This window comes from Variovorax xiamenensis (genome assembly GCF_050916385.1).
Classification (GTDB): Bacteria; Pseudomonadota; Gammaproteobacteria; order Burkholderiales; family Burkholderiaceae_C; genus Variovorax.
Window position 1 is genome coordinate 4,970,520 of record NZ_CP139038.1, and the last position, 16,038, is coordinate 4,986,557.

Genomic DNA, 16,038 nt, shown 5'->3' on the forward strand with positions numbered 1-16,038 from the left:
TCAGTACAAAGGCCTCTTTATCATCGACGCCCATGTACCAAGCCCTCCGCCCCTCCCGCAGCGAATTCGTGCCCGTGCGCAACCTCAGCTACCACGTGCGGCTGTGGGGCCAGCCTTCCGACGCGCGCCCGCCGCTGGTGCTGGTGCACGGCTGGATGGACGTGGCGGCGTCGTGGCAGTTCGTGGTCGACGCGATGGAGGAAGACCGCTTCATCATCGCCCCCGACTGGCGCGGCTTCGGCCTCACCGACGGCGGCGGCGTCGACAACTACTGGCTCGCGGACTACCTGGCGGACCTCGAATGGCTGCTCGACCACTACGCGGGCGAGGGCGAGAACAGCCGGCAGGTCGACCTCGTCGGCCACAGCATGGGCGGCAACGTCGCCATGCACTACGCCGGCGTGCGGCCGCAGCGCATCCGCCGCCTCGTCAACCTCGAAGGATTCGGCATGCCCGCGCGCAAGCCCGACGAGGCCCCCGCGCGCTACGGCCAATGGATCGACGAGCTCAAGCGCCTGCACCGCGGCGAGATGGCGCTGGCCGGCTACTCGGCCGTGGACGGCGTGGCCCGCCGCCTCATGAAGACCAACCCGCGCCTCACGCCCGACAAGGCCGGCTGGCTCGCCAGCCACTGGTCGGTGAACCATGCGCAGCCCGACGGCAGCGAGCGCTGGCAGATCCTCGGCGAGGCGGCGCACAAGATCGTCAACGCCCACATCTTCCGTGTCGACGAGACGCTGGCGCTCTATTCGCGCATCACCGCGCCGCTGCTGATGGTCGAAGCCTCCGACGACAGCCTGCACGGCTGGTGGAAGAACCGCTACACGCTCGAGGAATTCCACGAGCGGCTGAAGTCGGTCGACAACGTGCGCATCGAGCGACTCGCGGACGCGGGGCACATGCTGCACCACGACCAGCCGCTGATCGTCGCGCGGATGATCGAGGAGTTTCTGGCTGCGGACTGAAGCAGTTCAGCCGCGGCGCGATTCGCTGTCCAGGCTCGCCATCTGCGCCGCTGCATAGCGGTCGCCGGCGGCGGCGCCCTTCGGCACGGCGCGCTCGATCGCCGCGAAATCATCGGGCCCGAGCTTCACGTTCAACGCGCCGAGCGCTTCGTCGAGCCGCGTGCGCTGCCGCGCGCCGACCAGCGGCACGATGTCCTCGCCCTGCGCCGCCACCCATGCGATGGCGATCTGCGCCACGGTCACGCCCTTCGCGTCGGCGATCCTGCGCAGCGCCTCGACCAGCGCGAGGTTGCGCTCCACGTTCTCGCCCTGGAAGCGCGGACTGTGCGCGCGGAAATCCTTCGCGCCCGCGGCATCCTTCTTCCAGTGCCCGCTGATCAGCCCGCGCGAGAGCACGCCGTATGCGGTGATGCCGATGCCCAGCTCGCGGCAGGTGGCAAGGATGTCGTCCTCGATGCCGCGCGAGATCAGCGAGTACTCGATCTGCAGGTCGCAGATCGGATGCACCGCCGCCGCCTTGCGGATGGTGTTCGAGCCCATTTCCGACAGGCCGATGTGGCGCACGTAGCCCGCCTTCACCAGGTCGGCGATGGCGCCCACGGTGTCCTCGATCGGCACGTTCGGGTCGAGCCGCGCCGGGCGGTAGATGTCGATGTGGTCCACGCCCAGGCGTTGCAGCGAATAGGTCGCGAAGTTCTTCACCGCTGCGGGCCGCGCGTCGTAGCCGACCCAGCCGCCGGCCGGGTCGCGCATGGCGCCGAACTTCACGCTGACCAGCGCCGCGTCGCGCTGCGAGGGCTTCAGGCCCTTCAGGGCCTCGCCGATCAGCATCTCGTTGTGTCCGCTGCCGTAGAAGTCGCCGGTGTCGAGCAGGGTGATGCCCGCGTCCATGGCGGCGTGGATGGTGGCGATGCTTTCCGCGCGGTCGGAGGGGCCGTACATGCCCGACATGCCCATGCAGCCGAGGCCGATGGCCGAGACCTTGGGGCCGGTGGCACCGAGTTGGAGTGTGTTCATTGGAGCTGTCCTTTCAGGGGAGCCGGACGCGATGGCGAGCGGCATGGCGGTAGTCTGGAAGCAAACGTGCCGTTCGATAATCCGTTCGCCATCGCACGGGTTGTACGGAAAAACGCACAATCTCGCGATGACCGAACCCGATCTCTCCGACCTGGGCGCCTTCGTGGCCGTCACCCGAGCGCGTGGCTTCCGGGGCGCGGCCGCCTTGCGGGGCGTATCGCCCTCCTCGCTGAGCGAGGCCATGCGCAGGCTCGAAGCACAGCTGGGCGTGCGGCTGCTCAACCGCACCACGCGCAGCGTAACGCCGACCGAAGCGGGCCAGCGCCTGCTCGACCGCATCTCGCCCGCGCTGGACGACATCGCCGGCGCGCTCGACACGCTCAACAGCTTTCGAGACAGCCCCACCGGCACCTTGCGGCTCAACGTCCCGACCATCGTGGCGCAGCGCGTACTGCCGCCGCTGGCCAGCCGCTTCCTGCACGCGCACCCGGGCATCACGCTGGAGATCACGACCAACGACACCTTCATCGACGTGCTCGCGGCCGGCTTCGACGCGGGAGTGCGCTACGACGAGAGCATCGCCCGCGACATGATCGCCGTGCCCCTGGGCCCGCGCACCCAGCGCTTCGTGGCCGCGGCATCGCCGGCCTACCTCGCCGAGCACGGTGTGCCGAAGCACCCGACCGACCTGCTGCGGCACGCCTGCATCGGCCACCGCTTCCCCAGCGGCGTGCTCGCGGCGTGGGGCTTCGTGCGCAAGGGCAAGACGGTGAAGATCACGCCGAGCGGACCGCTCATCGCATCGATGCTCGACCTCGAGCTGCATGCGGCCGAGTCGGGCCTGGGCGTGATCTACACCTTCGACGAGTACCTGCGACCCTCCATCGAACGGGGCACGCTGGCGCCGGTTCTTGAGGACTGGTGGCAAGGCTTCTCGGGGCCGTTTCTCTACTACCCGAGCCGCACGCACATGCCGGCGCCGCTGCGGGCCTTCGTCGATTTCCTGAAGGCGCAGAGCCAGCCCGACTGATATTTGCCGAGCGGATAACCAAGCGCGTGAATCTTCGTTCGCGCGCCACCTGCCGCGCCCTAGAGTGCCCAACTCCTTTCGCCGTCCCCCTGGAGTTGTCGTCATGTCTTCCTCTTCGCGCGCGCCGTCCTGGCTGCGCCGCTTCGCACCGCTGCTCGGCGGCTTCACCCTGAGCCTGGCTGTGCAGCTTTCCGCCCACGCCGCCGACCTGCGCGTGGGCTTCATGCCCGGCCCGTACCGCGACGCCTTCACCAACGGCATCGAGCCCCAGCTGAAGAAGCTGGGCTACACCGTCAAGTACGTCGAGTTCAGCCAGGGCGTGCAGCCCAACGACGCGGTAGAGCGCGGGCAGATCGACGCCAACATCTTCCAGCACACGCTCTACCTCGAGGCCACCAACAAGCAGCAGGGCTTCGACCTGGTGCCGGTGGTGCACGTGCCGACGCCGCCGATGGGCCTCTACTCGCAGCGCCACAAGTCGCTCGACACGGTGCCCGACGGCGCCACGGTCACGCTGCCTTCGGACCCGGTGAACGCGGCGCGCGCGCTCAACATCCTCGCGGGCATCGGCTGGGTCACGCTCAAGCCGGGCGTGAGCCCGATCTCGGTGTCGGAGCGCGACATCGTGGCCAACCCCAAGCGACTGAAGCTGGTGCCGCTCGAAGCCGCGCAGGCTCCGCGCTCGCTGGCCGACGCCGACATCGCGGCCGTGCAGGGCAACTTCGCGATCGCCTCGGGCCTGAAGCTCACCGAGGCGCTGAAGCTGGAGAACATGACGCTGCCCTACGTGAACGTGGTGGCCGTCAAGCGCAGCAACGAGAAGGCGAAGTTCGCGCAGGACATCGCGGCCGCCTACCAGTCGGCCGAGTTCCAGCGCTTCTTCAAGGCAAACCCGGCATGGGCCGGCTACCGGCTGCCCGACTACTTCTCCCAATGAGCCTTCCGAACAAGACCCGGCCGCGGCAGCTGCACCTCAACGTCAACATCCTGCACTCGGGCTTCGTGCCCTCGGCGTGGCGCCTACCGGAGAGCGATCCGCGGGCCTTCGCCGACATCGCGCACTACATCCGCACGGCGCAGATCGCCGAGGCGGGCAAGCTCGACGCGGTGTTCCTCGCGGACAACGCGGCCATCGTCGACCAGATCCACTTCCGGCCGATCACCGCGCTGGAGCCCACGGTGCTGCTGGCCTGCGTGGCCGCGGCCACCACGCACATCGGGCTGATAGCCACCGCATCGACCAGCTACAACGAGCCCTACAACATCGCCCGCCGCTTCGCCACGCTCGACCACGTGAGCGGCGGCCGCGCAGGCTGGAACGTGGTGACCACGGCCGACCTGCCCTCGGCGCGCAACTTCGGCCTCGACGCCGTGCCCGACCATGCGAAGCGCTACGCACGCGCCTCGGAGTTCACCGACATCGTGAAGGCGCTGTGGGACAGCTGGGAGGACGACGCCTTCGTCGGCGACAAGGCCTCGGGCGGCTTCATCGACACGACGAAAGTGCATGCCATCGCGCATCGCGGCGAGCACTTCGCGGTGCAGGGGCCGCTGAACCTGCCGCGCCCGCCGCAGGGGCACCCGGTGCTGGTGCAGGCCGGAGCATCGGCCGACGGGCGCGAACTGGCATCGCGCCACGCGGAGGCGGTGTTCTCGGCCTCGCAGTCTTTCGAGGAATCGCTGGCCTACGCCCGCGCGCTGAAGACGCGCGCCGCCGAGCTGGGCCGCGGCCCCGACGCGGTGAAGGTGCTCGCGGGCCTGACCACCATCGTCGGTTCCACCGAGGCCGAAGCCATTCGCCGGCGCGACGAGCTGGTCGACCTGATCCCGTGGGACTACAGCCTCACCCGCATCGCCGGTACGCTGGGCATCACGCCCGATCGGCTGAAGCTGGACGAGCGCCTTCCAGACAACCTGCCGCTGCCCGCCAATGGCAACGGCAATCACACCTTCTTCAACGCGGTGGTGGCGGCCGGCCGCACGCACGGCTACACGGTGCGCCAGCTGATCCACGAACTGGCAGGCGGCGGCGGGCACCGCGTGATCGTCGGCACGCCGGAGCAGATCGCGGACGACATCGAGCAATGGTTCAGGGCCGGCGCGGCCGACGGGTTCAACCTGATGCCCGATGCACTGCCGCACGGGCTGCAGGATTTCGTCGACGGGGTGGTGCCGATCCTCCAGAAGCGCGGGATCTTCCGCACGGAGTACGAAGGGCGCACGTTGCGCGATCACCTGGGGCTGGCGCGGCCCGCGGGACGGACGGCGCAGCGGCTGGCGGCCTGAAGAAGGCTTGTTGTTCAGGGAGCGATCACGCCGACGGGGTACCTTGCTCCGCGAATGTCCTCCGGCCTGCGGCCTCCCCCTTTATTTCGCTGCGCAAGGCACCCCATCGTCGTGATCGACGAGCGCAGCGCTCATGCGGCCGGCACAAGCAGAGCGTCCCTGTGCACAGGGCGTCGGGTGCTCCCCGCAGCGAAACAAAGGAGGAGGGCCGCAGGCCCGGGGGACATTCGCGGAGGGGAGTACCCGGCGGCCTGTGCACGCGCCCCGAGCCCCCAGCTCACTCTTCGTCGGCGTCGTTCCCGGTGAGGGACAGGACTTCTTCGACGAAGGCCTCGAACAGCGGCAGCGCAGCAGGCAGGCCGTCGAGCGACTCCGCCTCTCCCGCGTCGAAGAAATGCTGCTTGCCCGCCGGCATGGAAGCCCACTCGCCGGCTTCCAGCAGCAGCCCCAGATAGCCGTCGGCGGTCGGCACATAGAACAGCCCCGCGCTCTCGAGCACGCGCTGCCCCTTCTTCTTGCCGCGCCCCCAGCTCACGCCCTGCCCGGCCAGGTGTTCGGTGATCCAGCCGTCGCACACATGCGTGTCGCGCCAGCTTCCCTGAGCATCGAATACGGCCAGAACGGGCATGGGGCGTCCTTTTCTGAAGGAAGAGTTATTGCAGGAAGCTGGGCTTCGCGTAGCCCTGGAACTTGCTGTCGACCACCGCCTTGAACTCCTTCGAGCGGTAGGCATCGGCGATGTCCTTGGCCCACTGGGTGTTCTTGTCGGCGGTCTTCACGGCGACCACATTCAGGTAGTAGTCGGGCGTCTTCTCGAGCACCACGGCCTCGGTGAGCTTCAGGCCCGAGGAGATCGCGAAGTTGCCGTTGACGATGGCGTACTCGGTGTCGCCGAGCGAACGCGGCAGTTGGGCGGCTTCGAGCGGAATGAACTTCAGCTTCTTCGGGTTCTCGGCCACGTCCTTTTCAGACGCGCGCAGCGGGTCGATGCCGGCCTTGATGGTGATCAGCTTGTTCTGCTCCAGCAGCACCAGCGCGCGGGCCAGGTTGCTCGGGTCGTTCGGCAGCGTCACGCGGTCGCCTTCCTTCACGTCGGCCAGCGTCTTGCGCTTGGTCGAGTACACGCCCATGGGCGCGATCGGGCCCTGCACCAGTTCGGCGAGGTCGAGCTTCTGGTCGGCCGCGAACTTCTTCAGATAGACCTGATGCTGGAAGAAGTTGGCGTCGAGCGAGCCCTGGGCCAGCGCGAGGTTGGGCTGCACGTAGTCGTTGAACTCGACCAGCTTCACCTTGTAGCCCTTCTTTTCGAGGATGGGGACGATGCCGGCCTTGAGCTGGTCGGTGTTGGAGCCGGCGGTGCCGCCGATCACGAGGTTCTTCTTGGCGGGGTCTTGCGCGTGAGCCTGCAGCGAGAGGCCACCCAGGGAAAGGGCTGCCAGCGACAGGGCGAGAACGGAACGGCGCAGGAAAACGGTCTTCATGAGATTGGAGAAACAGTGAGAAGGGAAAGAGGGATCAGCGCTTGTCGAGCCTGCGTGCCGTGGCGTTGCCGGCGAATTGCAGGATCTGTACCAGCACCACGAGCAGCGCCACGGTGAGCACCATCACGTCGGTCTGGAAGCGGTAGTAGCCGTAGCGGATGGCCAGGTCGCCGATGCCGCCGCCGCCCACCACGCCGGCCACGGCCGAGTACGAGAGGAAGCTCACGGCCAGCACCGTCAGCGCCAGCACCAGGCCCGAGCGGGCCTCGACCAGCAGCACGCGCCAGACGATCTGCAGCTCGGTCGCGCCCATGGCATGGGCCGCCTCGATCACGCCGCGCGGCACTTCGCGCAGGCACTGGTCGACCAGCCGCGCCAGGTAGGGAATGGCCGCGAACGACAGCGGCACCGCGGCCGCCAGCGGCCCGATGGAGGTACCCGCGATCACCCGCGTGAACGGCACCAGCGCCACCAGCAGGATGATGAAGGGGAACGAACGCACCGTGTTCACCAGCCAGTTGAGCACCAGGAACGCCGGCTTGTTCTCCAGCGACTGGCCCGGCCCCAGCAGGAACAGCAGGATGCCCAGCGGCCCGCCGATCAGCACGGCGGCCGAGAGGCCGATGGCCAGCATCATGAAAGTCTGGCCGGTGGCGACCCAGAGCTCGGGGAGGATGGGGGCGATGTTCTCAAACATAGGCCAGCTCCTGTGCGCCCACCTGAGCGGACGATTGCGCGGAACGGGATTCGCGCGCCTCGCGCTCGCGACGGCGCACCAGCTCGTCGATCTCGCGGCCCAGCGCGGTCTTGCGCTCGGCGTCGCCCGCGGCGTCGACGGCGAACTGCTCCACCAGCCGGCCCTTCTCGAGGATGGCCACGTTGCGGCACAGCACCTCGACCACCGACAGCTCGTGCGTGACGATCACGATGGTCACGCCGATCTTCTGGTTGATGTCGCGCAGCGTTTCCAGCAGAGAGCGGGTGGTTTCCGAGTCGAGCGCCGAGGTGGGCTCGTCGCACAGCAGCACCTGCGGGCGCGGCGCCAGCGCGCGAGCAATGGCCACGCGCTGCTTCTGGCCGCCGGAGAGCTGGGCCGGGTAGGTGTCGATCTTCTCGGCCAGGCCCACCAGGGCCAGGCACTCGCGCACGCGGGCGTCGATCTCGGCCTTGGAGTGGCGGCCGTGGATCTTCAGCGGGAAGGCCACGTTGTCGAACACCGTGGCGTTCTGCAGCAGGTTGAACTGCTGGAAGATCATGCCGATGTTCTGGCGCGTGTCGCGCAGCTCGCTGCGCGAGAGCGTGGTGAGGTCGCGCCCGCCGACGAAGACGCGGCCCGCGTCCGGCCGCTCCAGCAGGTTGATGAGGCGCAGCAGCGTGGACTTGCCGGCGCCGCTCTTGCCGATCAGGCCGAACACGTCGCCCTGCTGGATGTCGAGCGACAGCGATTGCACGGCGTCGAACACCTCGCCGTTGGGCAAGGCGAATGATTTCTGCACCGATTGGAGACGGATGACTGGCGCCGCGTGATCGCCGCGGCCCTGGTCAGGCGTAGGGTGGGTCATGGAGAAGAAGCGCGGCCCGCGCGGGTGGCGCAGGTCGCGTAGGTTCGCAAAAAGGTGCCGAGTATGAAAAGAAACGCGACGAAAGGGAACGAACAAAAAGGATGCTGTTTATACGCATCCGCACATAAGAACATCCTGTGGCGGCCGCGACACGCCATATCGATATGCGCATTGGTTCGTTCCATTCGCCGCCGGGCAATGCCACATTCGCGCCTTCTTTTTTGATTCGCGCACAAGACATGCAAACCACTTTCCGCCGCCGCAGCCTGTTCATCGCCGCCCTGGCCGCTTCCCTCTTCACCGGCAGCGTCGCGCTTGCCCAGGACAACAAGAACACCGTCAAGGTCGGCATCTCCGTCGGCAGTGCCGAGCAGGTGTTCGAGGTGGTCAAGAAGGTCGCGGCCAAGGACGGCCTGACCGTGCAGGTCGTGGTGTTCAACGACTACCAACTGCCCAACGCCGCTCTCGCCTCTGGCGACCTCGACGCCAACGCCTTCCAGCACCAGCCCTTCCTGGACAACCAGAACAAGGCGCGCGGCTTCGACATCGTGCCCGTGGGCCTGACCATCACCGCGCCGCTGGGCTTCTACTCGCGCAAGATCAAGTCGATCGACCAGCTGCCCGACGGCGCCTCTGTCGGCATCCAGAACGATCCGTCGAACGGCAACCGCGCCCTGCTGCTGCTGCAGTCGGCCGGCCTCATCACGCTCAAGCCCGAGGCGGTGAAGAACAACACCGCCACGCCGCTGGACGTGGTCACCAACCCCAAGAAGCTCAAGCTGGTGGCGCTCGACGCCGCCCAGCTGCCGCGCTCGCTGGACGACCTGAGCATTGCCGCCATCAACAACGACTACGCCGAGAAAGCGGGGCTGTCGCTCAACAAGGACGCGGTCATCAAGGAAGCCGCCAAGAGCCCCTACGCCAACCTGATCGCCGTGCGCCGCGCCGACAAGGACAAGCCCTGGGCCAAGCGCCTCGTGGCAGCCTACCAGTCGCCCGAGGTGAAGAGCTTCATCGAGACCCAGTTCAAGGGCTCGCTGGTTCCGGCGTTCTGACACGCACCCGGTTGTCCCCCTTGCCCCCTGTGCGCTCGCGCTGCGCCCAGGGGGCTTTTCTTTTTTACGCCTGACATGTGTCTGAAGGTATCTTTCGGGCTTCATCAACCCGGAGGGTCCTTTCCATGTTCTCTCGACGCACCTTTTCCGCCGGCCTTGGCGCCCTCGCGCTGTCTGCCGCGACCAACGCCCCGGCGCAGCTCGGCCCCAGGGAAGCCGGCAACCCGGCACCCGGCCAGATCAGCGTGAGCGGCTCTGCCGCCGTGCGCGTGGCGCCGGACGAGGTCTACCTCACGGTCGGCGTCGAGAGCCGGGACAAGAACCTGCAGGTCGCCACGACCGACAACAGGGAGCGCATCGCCAAGGCGCTGGCTGTCATCAAGCGCTACGACATTCCCGAGAAGAGCGTGCAGGTCAACTACATCGACGTCCAGCCCACCTACGACTACCAGACCAGCTATACCGTGCCGAAGGCCTACGTGGCCCACAAGAGCATCGGCATCAAGGTGACGAAGCTCGACACCTTCGAGCCGCTGCTGACCGACCTGTACGCCGTGGGCGTCAACCAGGTCGAGAACATCGAATTCCGCAACACCGACATGCGCAAGCACCGCGACAAGGCCCGCGAGCTGGCGGTGATCGCCGCGCGCGAGAAGGCCGACGCGCTGACCTCCCAACTGGGCGTGAAGCGCGGCCGCGCGATGCGCATCAGCGAAAGCACGGGCTGGAACTGGGGCGGCTGGGCGGGCCGCTACCGAAACGAGGGGCAGCTGATGCAGCAGAACGTGATGCAGGTCGCCCCGCGCTCCGGCGGCCAGGGCGAAGGCGGCGAAGGTGACCTGTCGGTCGGCCAGATCAGCATCACGGCCACGATCAGCGTGGACTTCCAGCTTGAATAACGCTGCTTCCGGGATCATCTGTCACCCGTGAGAAAATGGCGGGTTCCCCCGGGACACCCTCCCCTACACAGCCAGACAGTCAGGACACCCCATGGACGCAGAACAAATCAACCAAATCGGCGCAATGCTTGCGGACCTGAGCGCCCGCACGGTCGATTTACGGAGGTATCTTTGACTACGATGCAAAAGCCGAACGTCTGAGGACGGTCAACGCATCGCTCGAAGATCCCAACGTCTGGAACGACCCGAAGAAGGCCCAGGAGCTGGGCAAGGAAAAGAAGTCGCTCGACGACGTGGTCGTCACGCTCGACCGGCTAACCAGCGGCCTGTCGGACAACACCGAGCTCTACGAGATGTCGAAGGAAGACGGCGACATCGCCGGCCTGCAGGCCATCTCCGATGACGCCGAAGCGCTCGAAGCCGACATCAAGCAGCTCGAATTCCGCCGGATGTTCAGCAATCCGGCCGATCCGCTGAACGCCTTCATCGACATCCAGGCCGGCGCCGGCGGCACCGAGGCCTGCGACTGGGCCAGCATGCTGCTGCGCCAGTACACGAAGTACGCCGAGCGCAAGGGCTTCAAGGCGCAGCTCGAAGACGAAACGCCCGGCGACACCGCCGGCATCAAGAGCGCCACCATCAAGGTGGAGGGCGACTACGCCTTCGGCCTGCTGCGCACCGAAACCGGCGTGCACCGCCTGGTGCGCAAGTCGCCCTTCGACTCCTCGGGTGGCCGCCACACCAGCTTCGCCAGCATCTTCGTGTACCCGGAGATCGACGACTCCATCGAGATCGAGATCAACCCGGCCGACGTGCGCACCGACACCTTCCGCGCCAGCGGCGCCGGCGGCCAGCACATCAACAAGACCGACTCGGCCGTGCGCCTGACGCACATCCCGACCGGCATCGTGGTGCAGTGCCAGGACGGCCGCAGCCAGCACAGCAACCGCGACGTGGCGTGGAAGCGCCTGCGCTCGCGCCTGTACGACCACGAGATGCGCAAGCGCCAGGAAGAACAGCAGAAGCTCGAAGACAGCAAGACCGACGTGGGCTGGGGCCACCAGATCCGCAGCTACGTGCTGGACAACAGCCGCATCAAGGATCTGCGCACCAACGTCGAAGTCTCCGCCACGCAGAAGGTGCTCGACGGCGACCTCGACGTGTTCATCGAAGCCTCTCTCAAGCAGGGCGTGTAAGACCAATGAGCCTGCAAAGCCTGAAGGGTGGCAAGGTCGAAGCCTTCATCTTCGACATGGACGGCACCATGATCGACTCCATGCCCTGGCATGCGCGGTCGTGGGTGGAGTTCGTGGCGCGCCACGGCCTCGAACTCGATGTGAGCGACATCCTCGCGCGCACCACGGGCCGCACCGGCACCGAGTGCATGCGCGAGCTGTTCGAGCGCGAACTCTCCGACGCCGAGTGCCAGGCCATGGTGCACGAGAAGGAAGAGATCTACCGCGCCATGTTCAGCGACAACTTCACCGAAGTTGCGGGCTTCACGGCCTTCGCCAAGGCGGCCGTTGCGCGCGGCCTGAAGGTGGCTGTCGGCACGGCAGGCGACAGGCACAACATCGAGTTCGCCATGTCGCGCCTGAAGATGGACCCGCTGCCGCTGGCCATCGTGGGCGGCGACGAGGGCTTCACCGGCAAGCCCACGCCTGCCATCTTTCTCGAAGCCGCGCGCCGCATCGGCGTTGCGCCCGAGCGCTGCATCGTCTTCGAAGACGCCCCCTTCGGCATCGAGGCCGCTCGCCGCGGCGGCATGCGCGCCGTGGCCGTGTGCAGCACCCATACCGCCGCCGAGCTGGCCGGCCCCCATGTGATCGCCGCGGTTCGCGACTACGACGAACTCGCCCATTCGAACTTTCTGGAGACCCTCGATGCTGCTACGTGACGCACAAGGCCAACCCATCGCCATCCGCCGCGAAGACTACGCCGCCCCGGCGTACTGGATCGACACCGTCGACCTGACCTTCGACCTCGACCCCGCCAAGACCCGTGTGCTCAACCGCATGCAGATGCGCCGCAACCCTGAGGCGCCGGTGCAGCCGCTGCGCCTGGACGGCGACGAGCTGAACCTGGCGCGCGTGCTGGTCAACGGCCAGGGCGCGTCGTTCCGCATGGAGGGCGACCAGCTCGTCATCGACGGCCTGCCCGACAGCTTCGAGCTCGAGATCTTCACCACCTGCTGCCCCATCAAGAACACCAAGCTGATGGGCCTGTTCGTGAGCGAGGACACCTTCTTCACGCAGTGCGAGGCCGAGGGCTTCCGCCGCATCACCTACTTCCTCGACCGTCCGGACGTGATGGCGAGCTACACCGTCACCCTGCGCGCGGCCAAGGCCGCCTATCCGGTGCTGCTGTCGAACGGCAACCTGGTCGAGCAAGGCGAGCTGCCCGAGGGCCGCCATTTCGCCAAGTGGGTCGACCCCTTCAAGAAGCCCAGCTACCTGTTCGCCCTGGTGGCGGGCAAGCTGGTGGCGCGCGAGCAGCGCATCAAGGCGCGCAACGGCAAGGAACACCTGCTGCAGGTGTACGTGCGTGCCGGCGATCTCGACAAGACCGAGCACGCGATGAACTCGCTCATCAACTCGGTGCTGTGGGACGAGGCCCGCTTCGGCCTGCCGCTCGACCTCGACCGCTTCATGATCGTCGCCACCAGCGACTTCAACATGGGCGCCATGGAGAACAAGGGCCTGAACATCTTCAACACGAAGTACGTTCTGGCCAACCAGGCCACCGCCACCGACGCCGACTACAGCAACATCGAGAGCGTGGTCGGCCACGAGTACTTCCACAACTGGAGCGGCGACCGCGTGACCTGCCGCGACTGGTTCCAGCTGTCGCTGAAGGAAGGCCTCACCGTCTTCCGCGACCAGGAATTCAGCCAGGACCTGTGCGCCGACGCCTCGGCCCGCGCCGTGAAGCGCATCGAGGACGTGCGCGTGCTGCGCACCGCACAGTTCCCCGAGGACGCCGGCCCCATGGCCCACCCGGTGCGCCCCGACAGCTACATCGAGATCAGCAACTTCTACACCGTCACCATCTACGAGAAGGGTGCCGAGGTGGTTCGCATGATGCAGACGCTGGTCGGCCGCAAGGGCTTCGAGAAGGGCATCACGCTCTACTTCGAACGCCACGACGGCCAGGCCGTGACCTGCGACGACTTCGCCCAGGCCATTGCCGACGCGAACCCCGAATCGGAACTCGCCCGCCTGCTGCCCCAGTTCAAGCGCTGGTACAGCCAGGCCGGCACGCCGCGCCTTGCCGCCCACGGCGTGTACGACGCGCAGAACCGCAGCTACACCCTGAGCGTGGTGCAGAGCTGCCCGCCCACGCCGGGCCAGCCGACCAAGGAACCCTTCGTCATTCCGCTGAACATCGGCCTGCTCGACGCCAGTGGCCGCGAACTGCCGATGCAGCTCGAAGGCGAAAGCGAAGTGACCCGAGGCGAGCCGGGCACACCCTGCACCCGCACCCTGGTGCTGTCGCGCGCCGGTGAGCAGATCACCTTCGTAGGCCTCGACGCCGAGCCCGTGCCTTCCATATTGCGCGGCTTCAGCGCGCCGGTGATCCTCGACTTCGAGTACACCGACGCCCAGCTGCTCACCCTGCTGGCCAACGACGCCGACCCGTTCAACCGCTGGGAAGCCGGCCAGCGCCTGGGCCTGCGCGCCGCGCTGCAAGGCATTGCCGCGCTGGCCACCGACACCACACCGGTGCTGAACGACGCGTATATCGACGCCATGCGCAGCGTGCTGCGCAACCCGCAGCTCGACGCCGCCTTCAAGGAACTGGTGCTCACGCTGCCGTCGGAAACCTACATCGCCGAGCAGCTCGACGTGGTCGACCCGCAGCGCGTGCACCTCGTGCGCGAAGCCATGCGCGCCCAGCTGGCCACCGCCCTCTTCGCCGACTGGCAGTGGGCCTATGAAGAGAACCACGACACCGGCGCCTACAGCCCCGACCCGACCTCCTCGGGCCGCCGCGCGCTGGCCGGCATGGCGCTCAACTTCCTGTGCCTCGCGGCGCGCGCCTCGGGCGACGTCGTGTGGCCGGGCAAGACGCTGCAGCGCTTCAAGGACGCGGGCAACATGACCGACCGCTTCAACGCCCTCAACGCGCTGGCGGCGTCGGGCCACAGCCTCGCGGCGCAAGCGCTGGCGCGCTTCCACGCCATCTTCAAGGACGAGGCACTGGTCATCGACAAGTGGTTCTCGCTGCAGGCCGGCGCGCCCGACCGCGGCGGCGACATCCTGCCGCTGGTGAAGCAGCTGATGAAGCACCCCGACTTCTCACTGAAGAACCCGAACCGCGCGCGCAGCGTGATCTTCAGCTACTGCAGCGCCAACCCCGGCGCCTTCCACCGCCCCGACGCGGCCGGCTACGTGTTCTGGAGCGAGCGCGTGATCGAGCTCGACGCCATCAACCCGCAGGTTGCCGCCCGCCTCGCGCGCGCGCTCGACCGCTGGAGCAAGCTGGCCGAGCCGTATCGCAGCGCCGCTCGCGAGGCGATTGCCCGCGTGGCGGCCAAGCCCGACCTGAGCAAGGACACCCACGAGGTCGTCACCCGCGCCCTGGCTGGCAACTGAAGAAGCAACCCGAACCCGGAAGACACATGGCTCAAAAGATTTCCCTCACCCGCTACCTCGTCGAACAACAGCGTGCCGACGGCCTCATCCCCGGCCAGCTGCGCCTGCTGCTCGAAGTGGTCGCGCGCGCCTGCAAGAGCATCAGCCAGGCCGTCAACAAGGGCGCGCTGGGCGGCGTGCTCGGCACGGCCGAGAGCGAGAACGTGCAGGGCGAGATCCAGAAGAAGCTGGACATCATCGCCAACGAAGTGCTCATCGAGGCCAACGAATGGGGCGGCCACCTCGCGGCCATGGCCAGCGAGGAAATGGACAGCATCTACGTGGTGCCCAACCGCTACCCGCAGGGCGAATACCTGCTCATGTTCGACCCGCTCGACGGCAGCAGCAACATCGACGTGAACGTCAGCATCGGCACCATCTTCAGCGTGCTGAAGAAGCCCGACGACCACCCCGGCGTGCAGGAAGCCGACTTCCTGCAGGCAGGCACCCAGCAGGTGGCCGCCGGCTACTGCATCTACGGCCCGCAGACCACGCTGGTGCTGACCGTGGGCAACGGCGTGGCCATGTTCACCCTCGACCGCGAACAGGGCAGCTTCGTGCTGACGCAGGAAGACATCCAGATTCCGCCCGACACCAAGGAATTCGCGATCAACATGAGCAACATGCGCCACTGGGACGAGCCCGTGAAGCGCTACATCGACGAATGCCTGGCCGGCAAGGAAGGCCCGCGCGGCAAGGACTTCAACATGCGCTGGATCGCCAGCATGGTGGCCGACGTGCACCGCATCCTGATGCGCGGCGGCGTCTTCATGTACCCGTGGGACAAGCGCGAGCCCGAAAAGGCCGGCAAGCTGCGCCTGATGTACGAGGCCAACCCGATGAGCTGGCTGGTCGAACAGGCCGGCGGCGCGGCCACCAACGGCAAGCAGCGCATCCTGGACCTGCAGCCCACCAAACTGCACGAGCGGGTGAGCGTGATGTTGGGTTCTAGAAACGAAGTTGAGCGTTTGACGCAGTACCACGCCGAGAAGGCATGATTTCTTGGCTATAATCTGAGGCTTCGCCGGTGTAGCTCAGTCGGTAGAGCAGCTCATTCGTAATGAGAAGGTCGGGTGTTCGATTCATCTCTCCGGCACCAAATTAAAGCC

At 67.0% G+C, this 16,038-nt stretch carries 15 protein-coding genes and 1 tRNA gene; 11 read left to right on the top strand and 5 right to left on the bottom strand.

The genetic code is table 11. The annotated features are described in order from the left end of the window. Positions 1 to 32 precede the first annotated feature (32 nt). Complete coding sequence (locus tag SFB74_RS22685; RefSeq protein WP_432726539.1) at positions 33 to 965, top strand: alpha/beta fold hydrolase; 933 nt, start codon at positions 33 to 35, stop codon at positions 963 to 965. 6 nt (positions 966 to 971) lie between these two features. On the opposite strand, the gene SFB74_RS22690 is transcribed toward SFB74_RS22685, so the two are convergent. Further along, the gene (locus SFB74_RS22690; RefSeq protein WP_432726540.1) at positions 972 to 1,982 is read right to left on the bottom strand and encodes an aldo/keto reductase; all 1,011 of its coding nucleotides are present in this window, start codon (positions 1,980 to 1,982) and stop codon (positions 972 to 974) included. A gap of 127 nt (positions 1,983 to 2,109) precedes the next feature. Here SFB74_RS22690 and SFB74_RS22695 point away from each other — a divergent pair, with 127 nt between their 5' ends. The 3 genes from SFB74_RS22695 to SFB74_RS22705 all read left to right on the top strand — a co-directional run bounded on the left by SFB74_RS22695 (position 2,110) and on the right by SFB74_RS22705 (position 5,298). Further along, complete coding sequence (locus SFB74_RS22695) at positions 2,110 to 3,012, top strand: LysR family transcriptional regulator (RefSeq protein ID WP_432726541.1); 903 nt, start codon at positions 2,110 to 2,112, stop codon at positions 3,010 to 3,012. A 103-nt stretch (positions 3,013 to 3,115) separates the two neighbouring features. Continuing rightward, on the top strand, positions 3,116 to 3,949 hold the full coding sequence (locus SFB74_RS22700; RefSeq protein WP_432726542.1) for a MetQ/NlpA family ABC transporter substrate-binding protein: 834 nt from the start codon (positions 3,116 to 3,118) through the stop codon (positions 3,947 to 3,949). Continuing rightward, on the top strand, positions 3,946 to 5,298 hold the full coding sequence (locus tag SFB74_RS22705; RefSeq protein WP_432726543.1) for an LLM class flavin-dependent oxidoreductase: 1,353 nt from the start codon (positions 3,946 to 3,948) through the stop codon (positions 5,296 to 5,298). Before SFB74_RS22700 ends, SFB74_RS22705 begins: the two co-directional genes overlap by 4 nt. Before the next feature lie 277 nt (positions 5,299 to 5,575). Here SFB74_RS22705 and SFB74_RS22710 read toward each other — a convergent pair whose 3' ends face one another. The 4 genes from SFB74_RS22710 to SFB74_RS22725 are packed head-to-tail and all read right to left on the bottom strand — an operon-like array spanning position 5,576 to position 8,341. Next, positions 5,576 to 5,926, bottom strand: coding sequence for a hypothetical protein (locus SFB74_RS22710; protein WP_432726544.1), 351 nt, complete (start codon positions 5,924 to 5,926; stop codon positions 5,576 to 5,578). Positions 5,927 to 5,951: 25 nt separating this feature from the next. Further along, positions 5,952 to 6,779, bottom strand: a complete 828-nt coding sequence (locus SFB74_RS22715; protein WP_432726545.1) for a MetQ/NlpA family ABC transporter substrate-binding protein — start codon at positions 6,777 to 6,779, stop codon at positions 5,952 to 5,954. Between the two features lie 34 nt (positions 6,780 to 6,813). Further along, complete coding sequence (locus SFB74_RS22720; protein ID WP_093200265.1) at positions 6,814 to 7,476, bottom strand: methionine ABC transporter permease; 663 nt, start codon at positions 7,474 to 7,476, stop codon at positions 6,814 to 6,816. Then, entirely contained in the window at positions 7,469 to 8,341 is an 873-nt protein-coding gene (locus SFB74_RS22725) for a methionine ABC transporter ATP-binding protein (protein ID WP_432726546.1), read from the bottom strand. Before SFB74_RS22725 ends, SFB74_RS22720 begins: the two co-directional genes overlap by 8 nt. A gap of 239 nt (positions 8,342 to 8,580) precedes the next feature. Between SFB74_RS22725 and SFB74_RS22730 the strand changes: the two genes are divergently transcribed. The 7 genes from SFB74_RS22730 (at position 8,581) to SFB74_RS22760 (ending at position 16,028) form a co-directional block, all read left to right on the top strand. Beyond that, positions 8,581 to 9,396: a MetQ/NlpA family ABC transporter substrate-binding protein gene (locus SFB74_RS22730; RefSeq protein WP_432726547.1), complete on the top strand. Its 816-nt coding sequence runs from the start codon at positions 8,581 to 8,583 to the stop codon at positions 9,394 to 9,396. 125 nt (positions 9,397 to 9,521) lie between these two features. Next, a complete protein-coding gene (locus SFB74_RS22735; RefSeq protein ID WP_432726548.1) occupies positions 9,522 to 10,295 on the top strand; it encodes an SIMPL domain-containing protein in 774 nt (257 codons plus the stop codon). A gap of 91 nt (positions 10,296 to 10,386) precedes the next feature. Then, a protein-coding gene (gene prfB, locus SFB74_RS22740) for a peptide chain release factor 2 (RefSeq protein ID WP_103893603.1) occupies positions 10,387 to 11,491 on the top strand; the annotation gives its coding sequence in 2 pieces (ribosomal slippage) (positions 10,387 to 10,467 and positions 10,469 to 11,491; 1,104 coding nt in all). A 5-nt stretch (positions 11,492 to 11,496) separates the two neighbouring features. Next, positions 11,497 to 12,192 carry an HAD family hydrolase gene (locus SFB74_RS22745; RefSeq protein WP_432726549.1) on the top strand — a complete coding sequence of 232 codons (696 nt, stop codon included), beginning with the start codon at positions 11,497 to 11,499 and terminating at the stop codon, positions 12,190 to 12,192. Beyond that, positions 12,179 to 14,890, top strand: a complete 2,712-nt coding sequence (pepN, locus tag SFB74_RS22750) for an aminopeptidase N (protein WP_432726550.1) — start codon at positions 12,179 to 12,181, stop codon at positions 14,888 to 14,890. The genes SFB74_RS22745 and pepN overlap by 14 nt, the downstream gene beginning before the upstream one ends. Before the next feature lie 26 nt (positions 14,891 to 14,916). Further along, the gene (locus SFB74_RS22755) at positions 14,917 to 15,927 is read left to right on the top strand and encodes a class 1 fructose-bisphosphatase (protein ID WP_019658239.1); all 1,011 of its coding nucleotides are present in this window, start codon (positions 14,917 to 14,919) and stop codon (positions 15,925 to 15,927) included. Positions 15,928 to 15,952: 25 nt separating this feature from the next. Next, positions 15,953 to 16,028: transfer RNA gene (locus SFB74_RS22760), tRNA-Thr, on the top strand. The last annotated feature ends 10 nt before the right edge of the window (positions 16,029 to 16,038 follow it).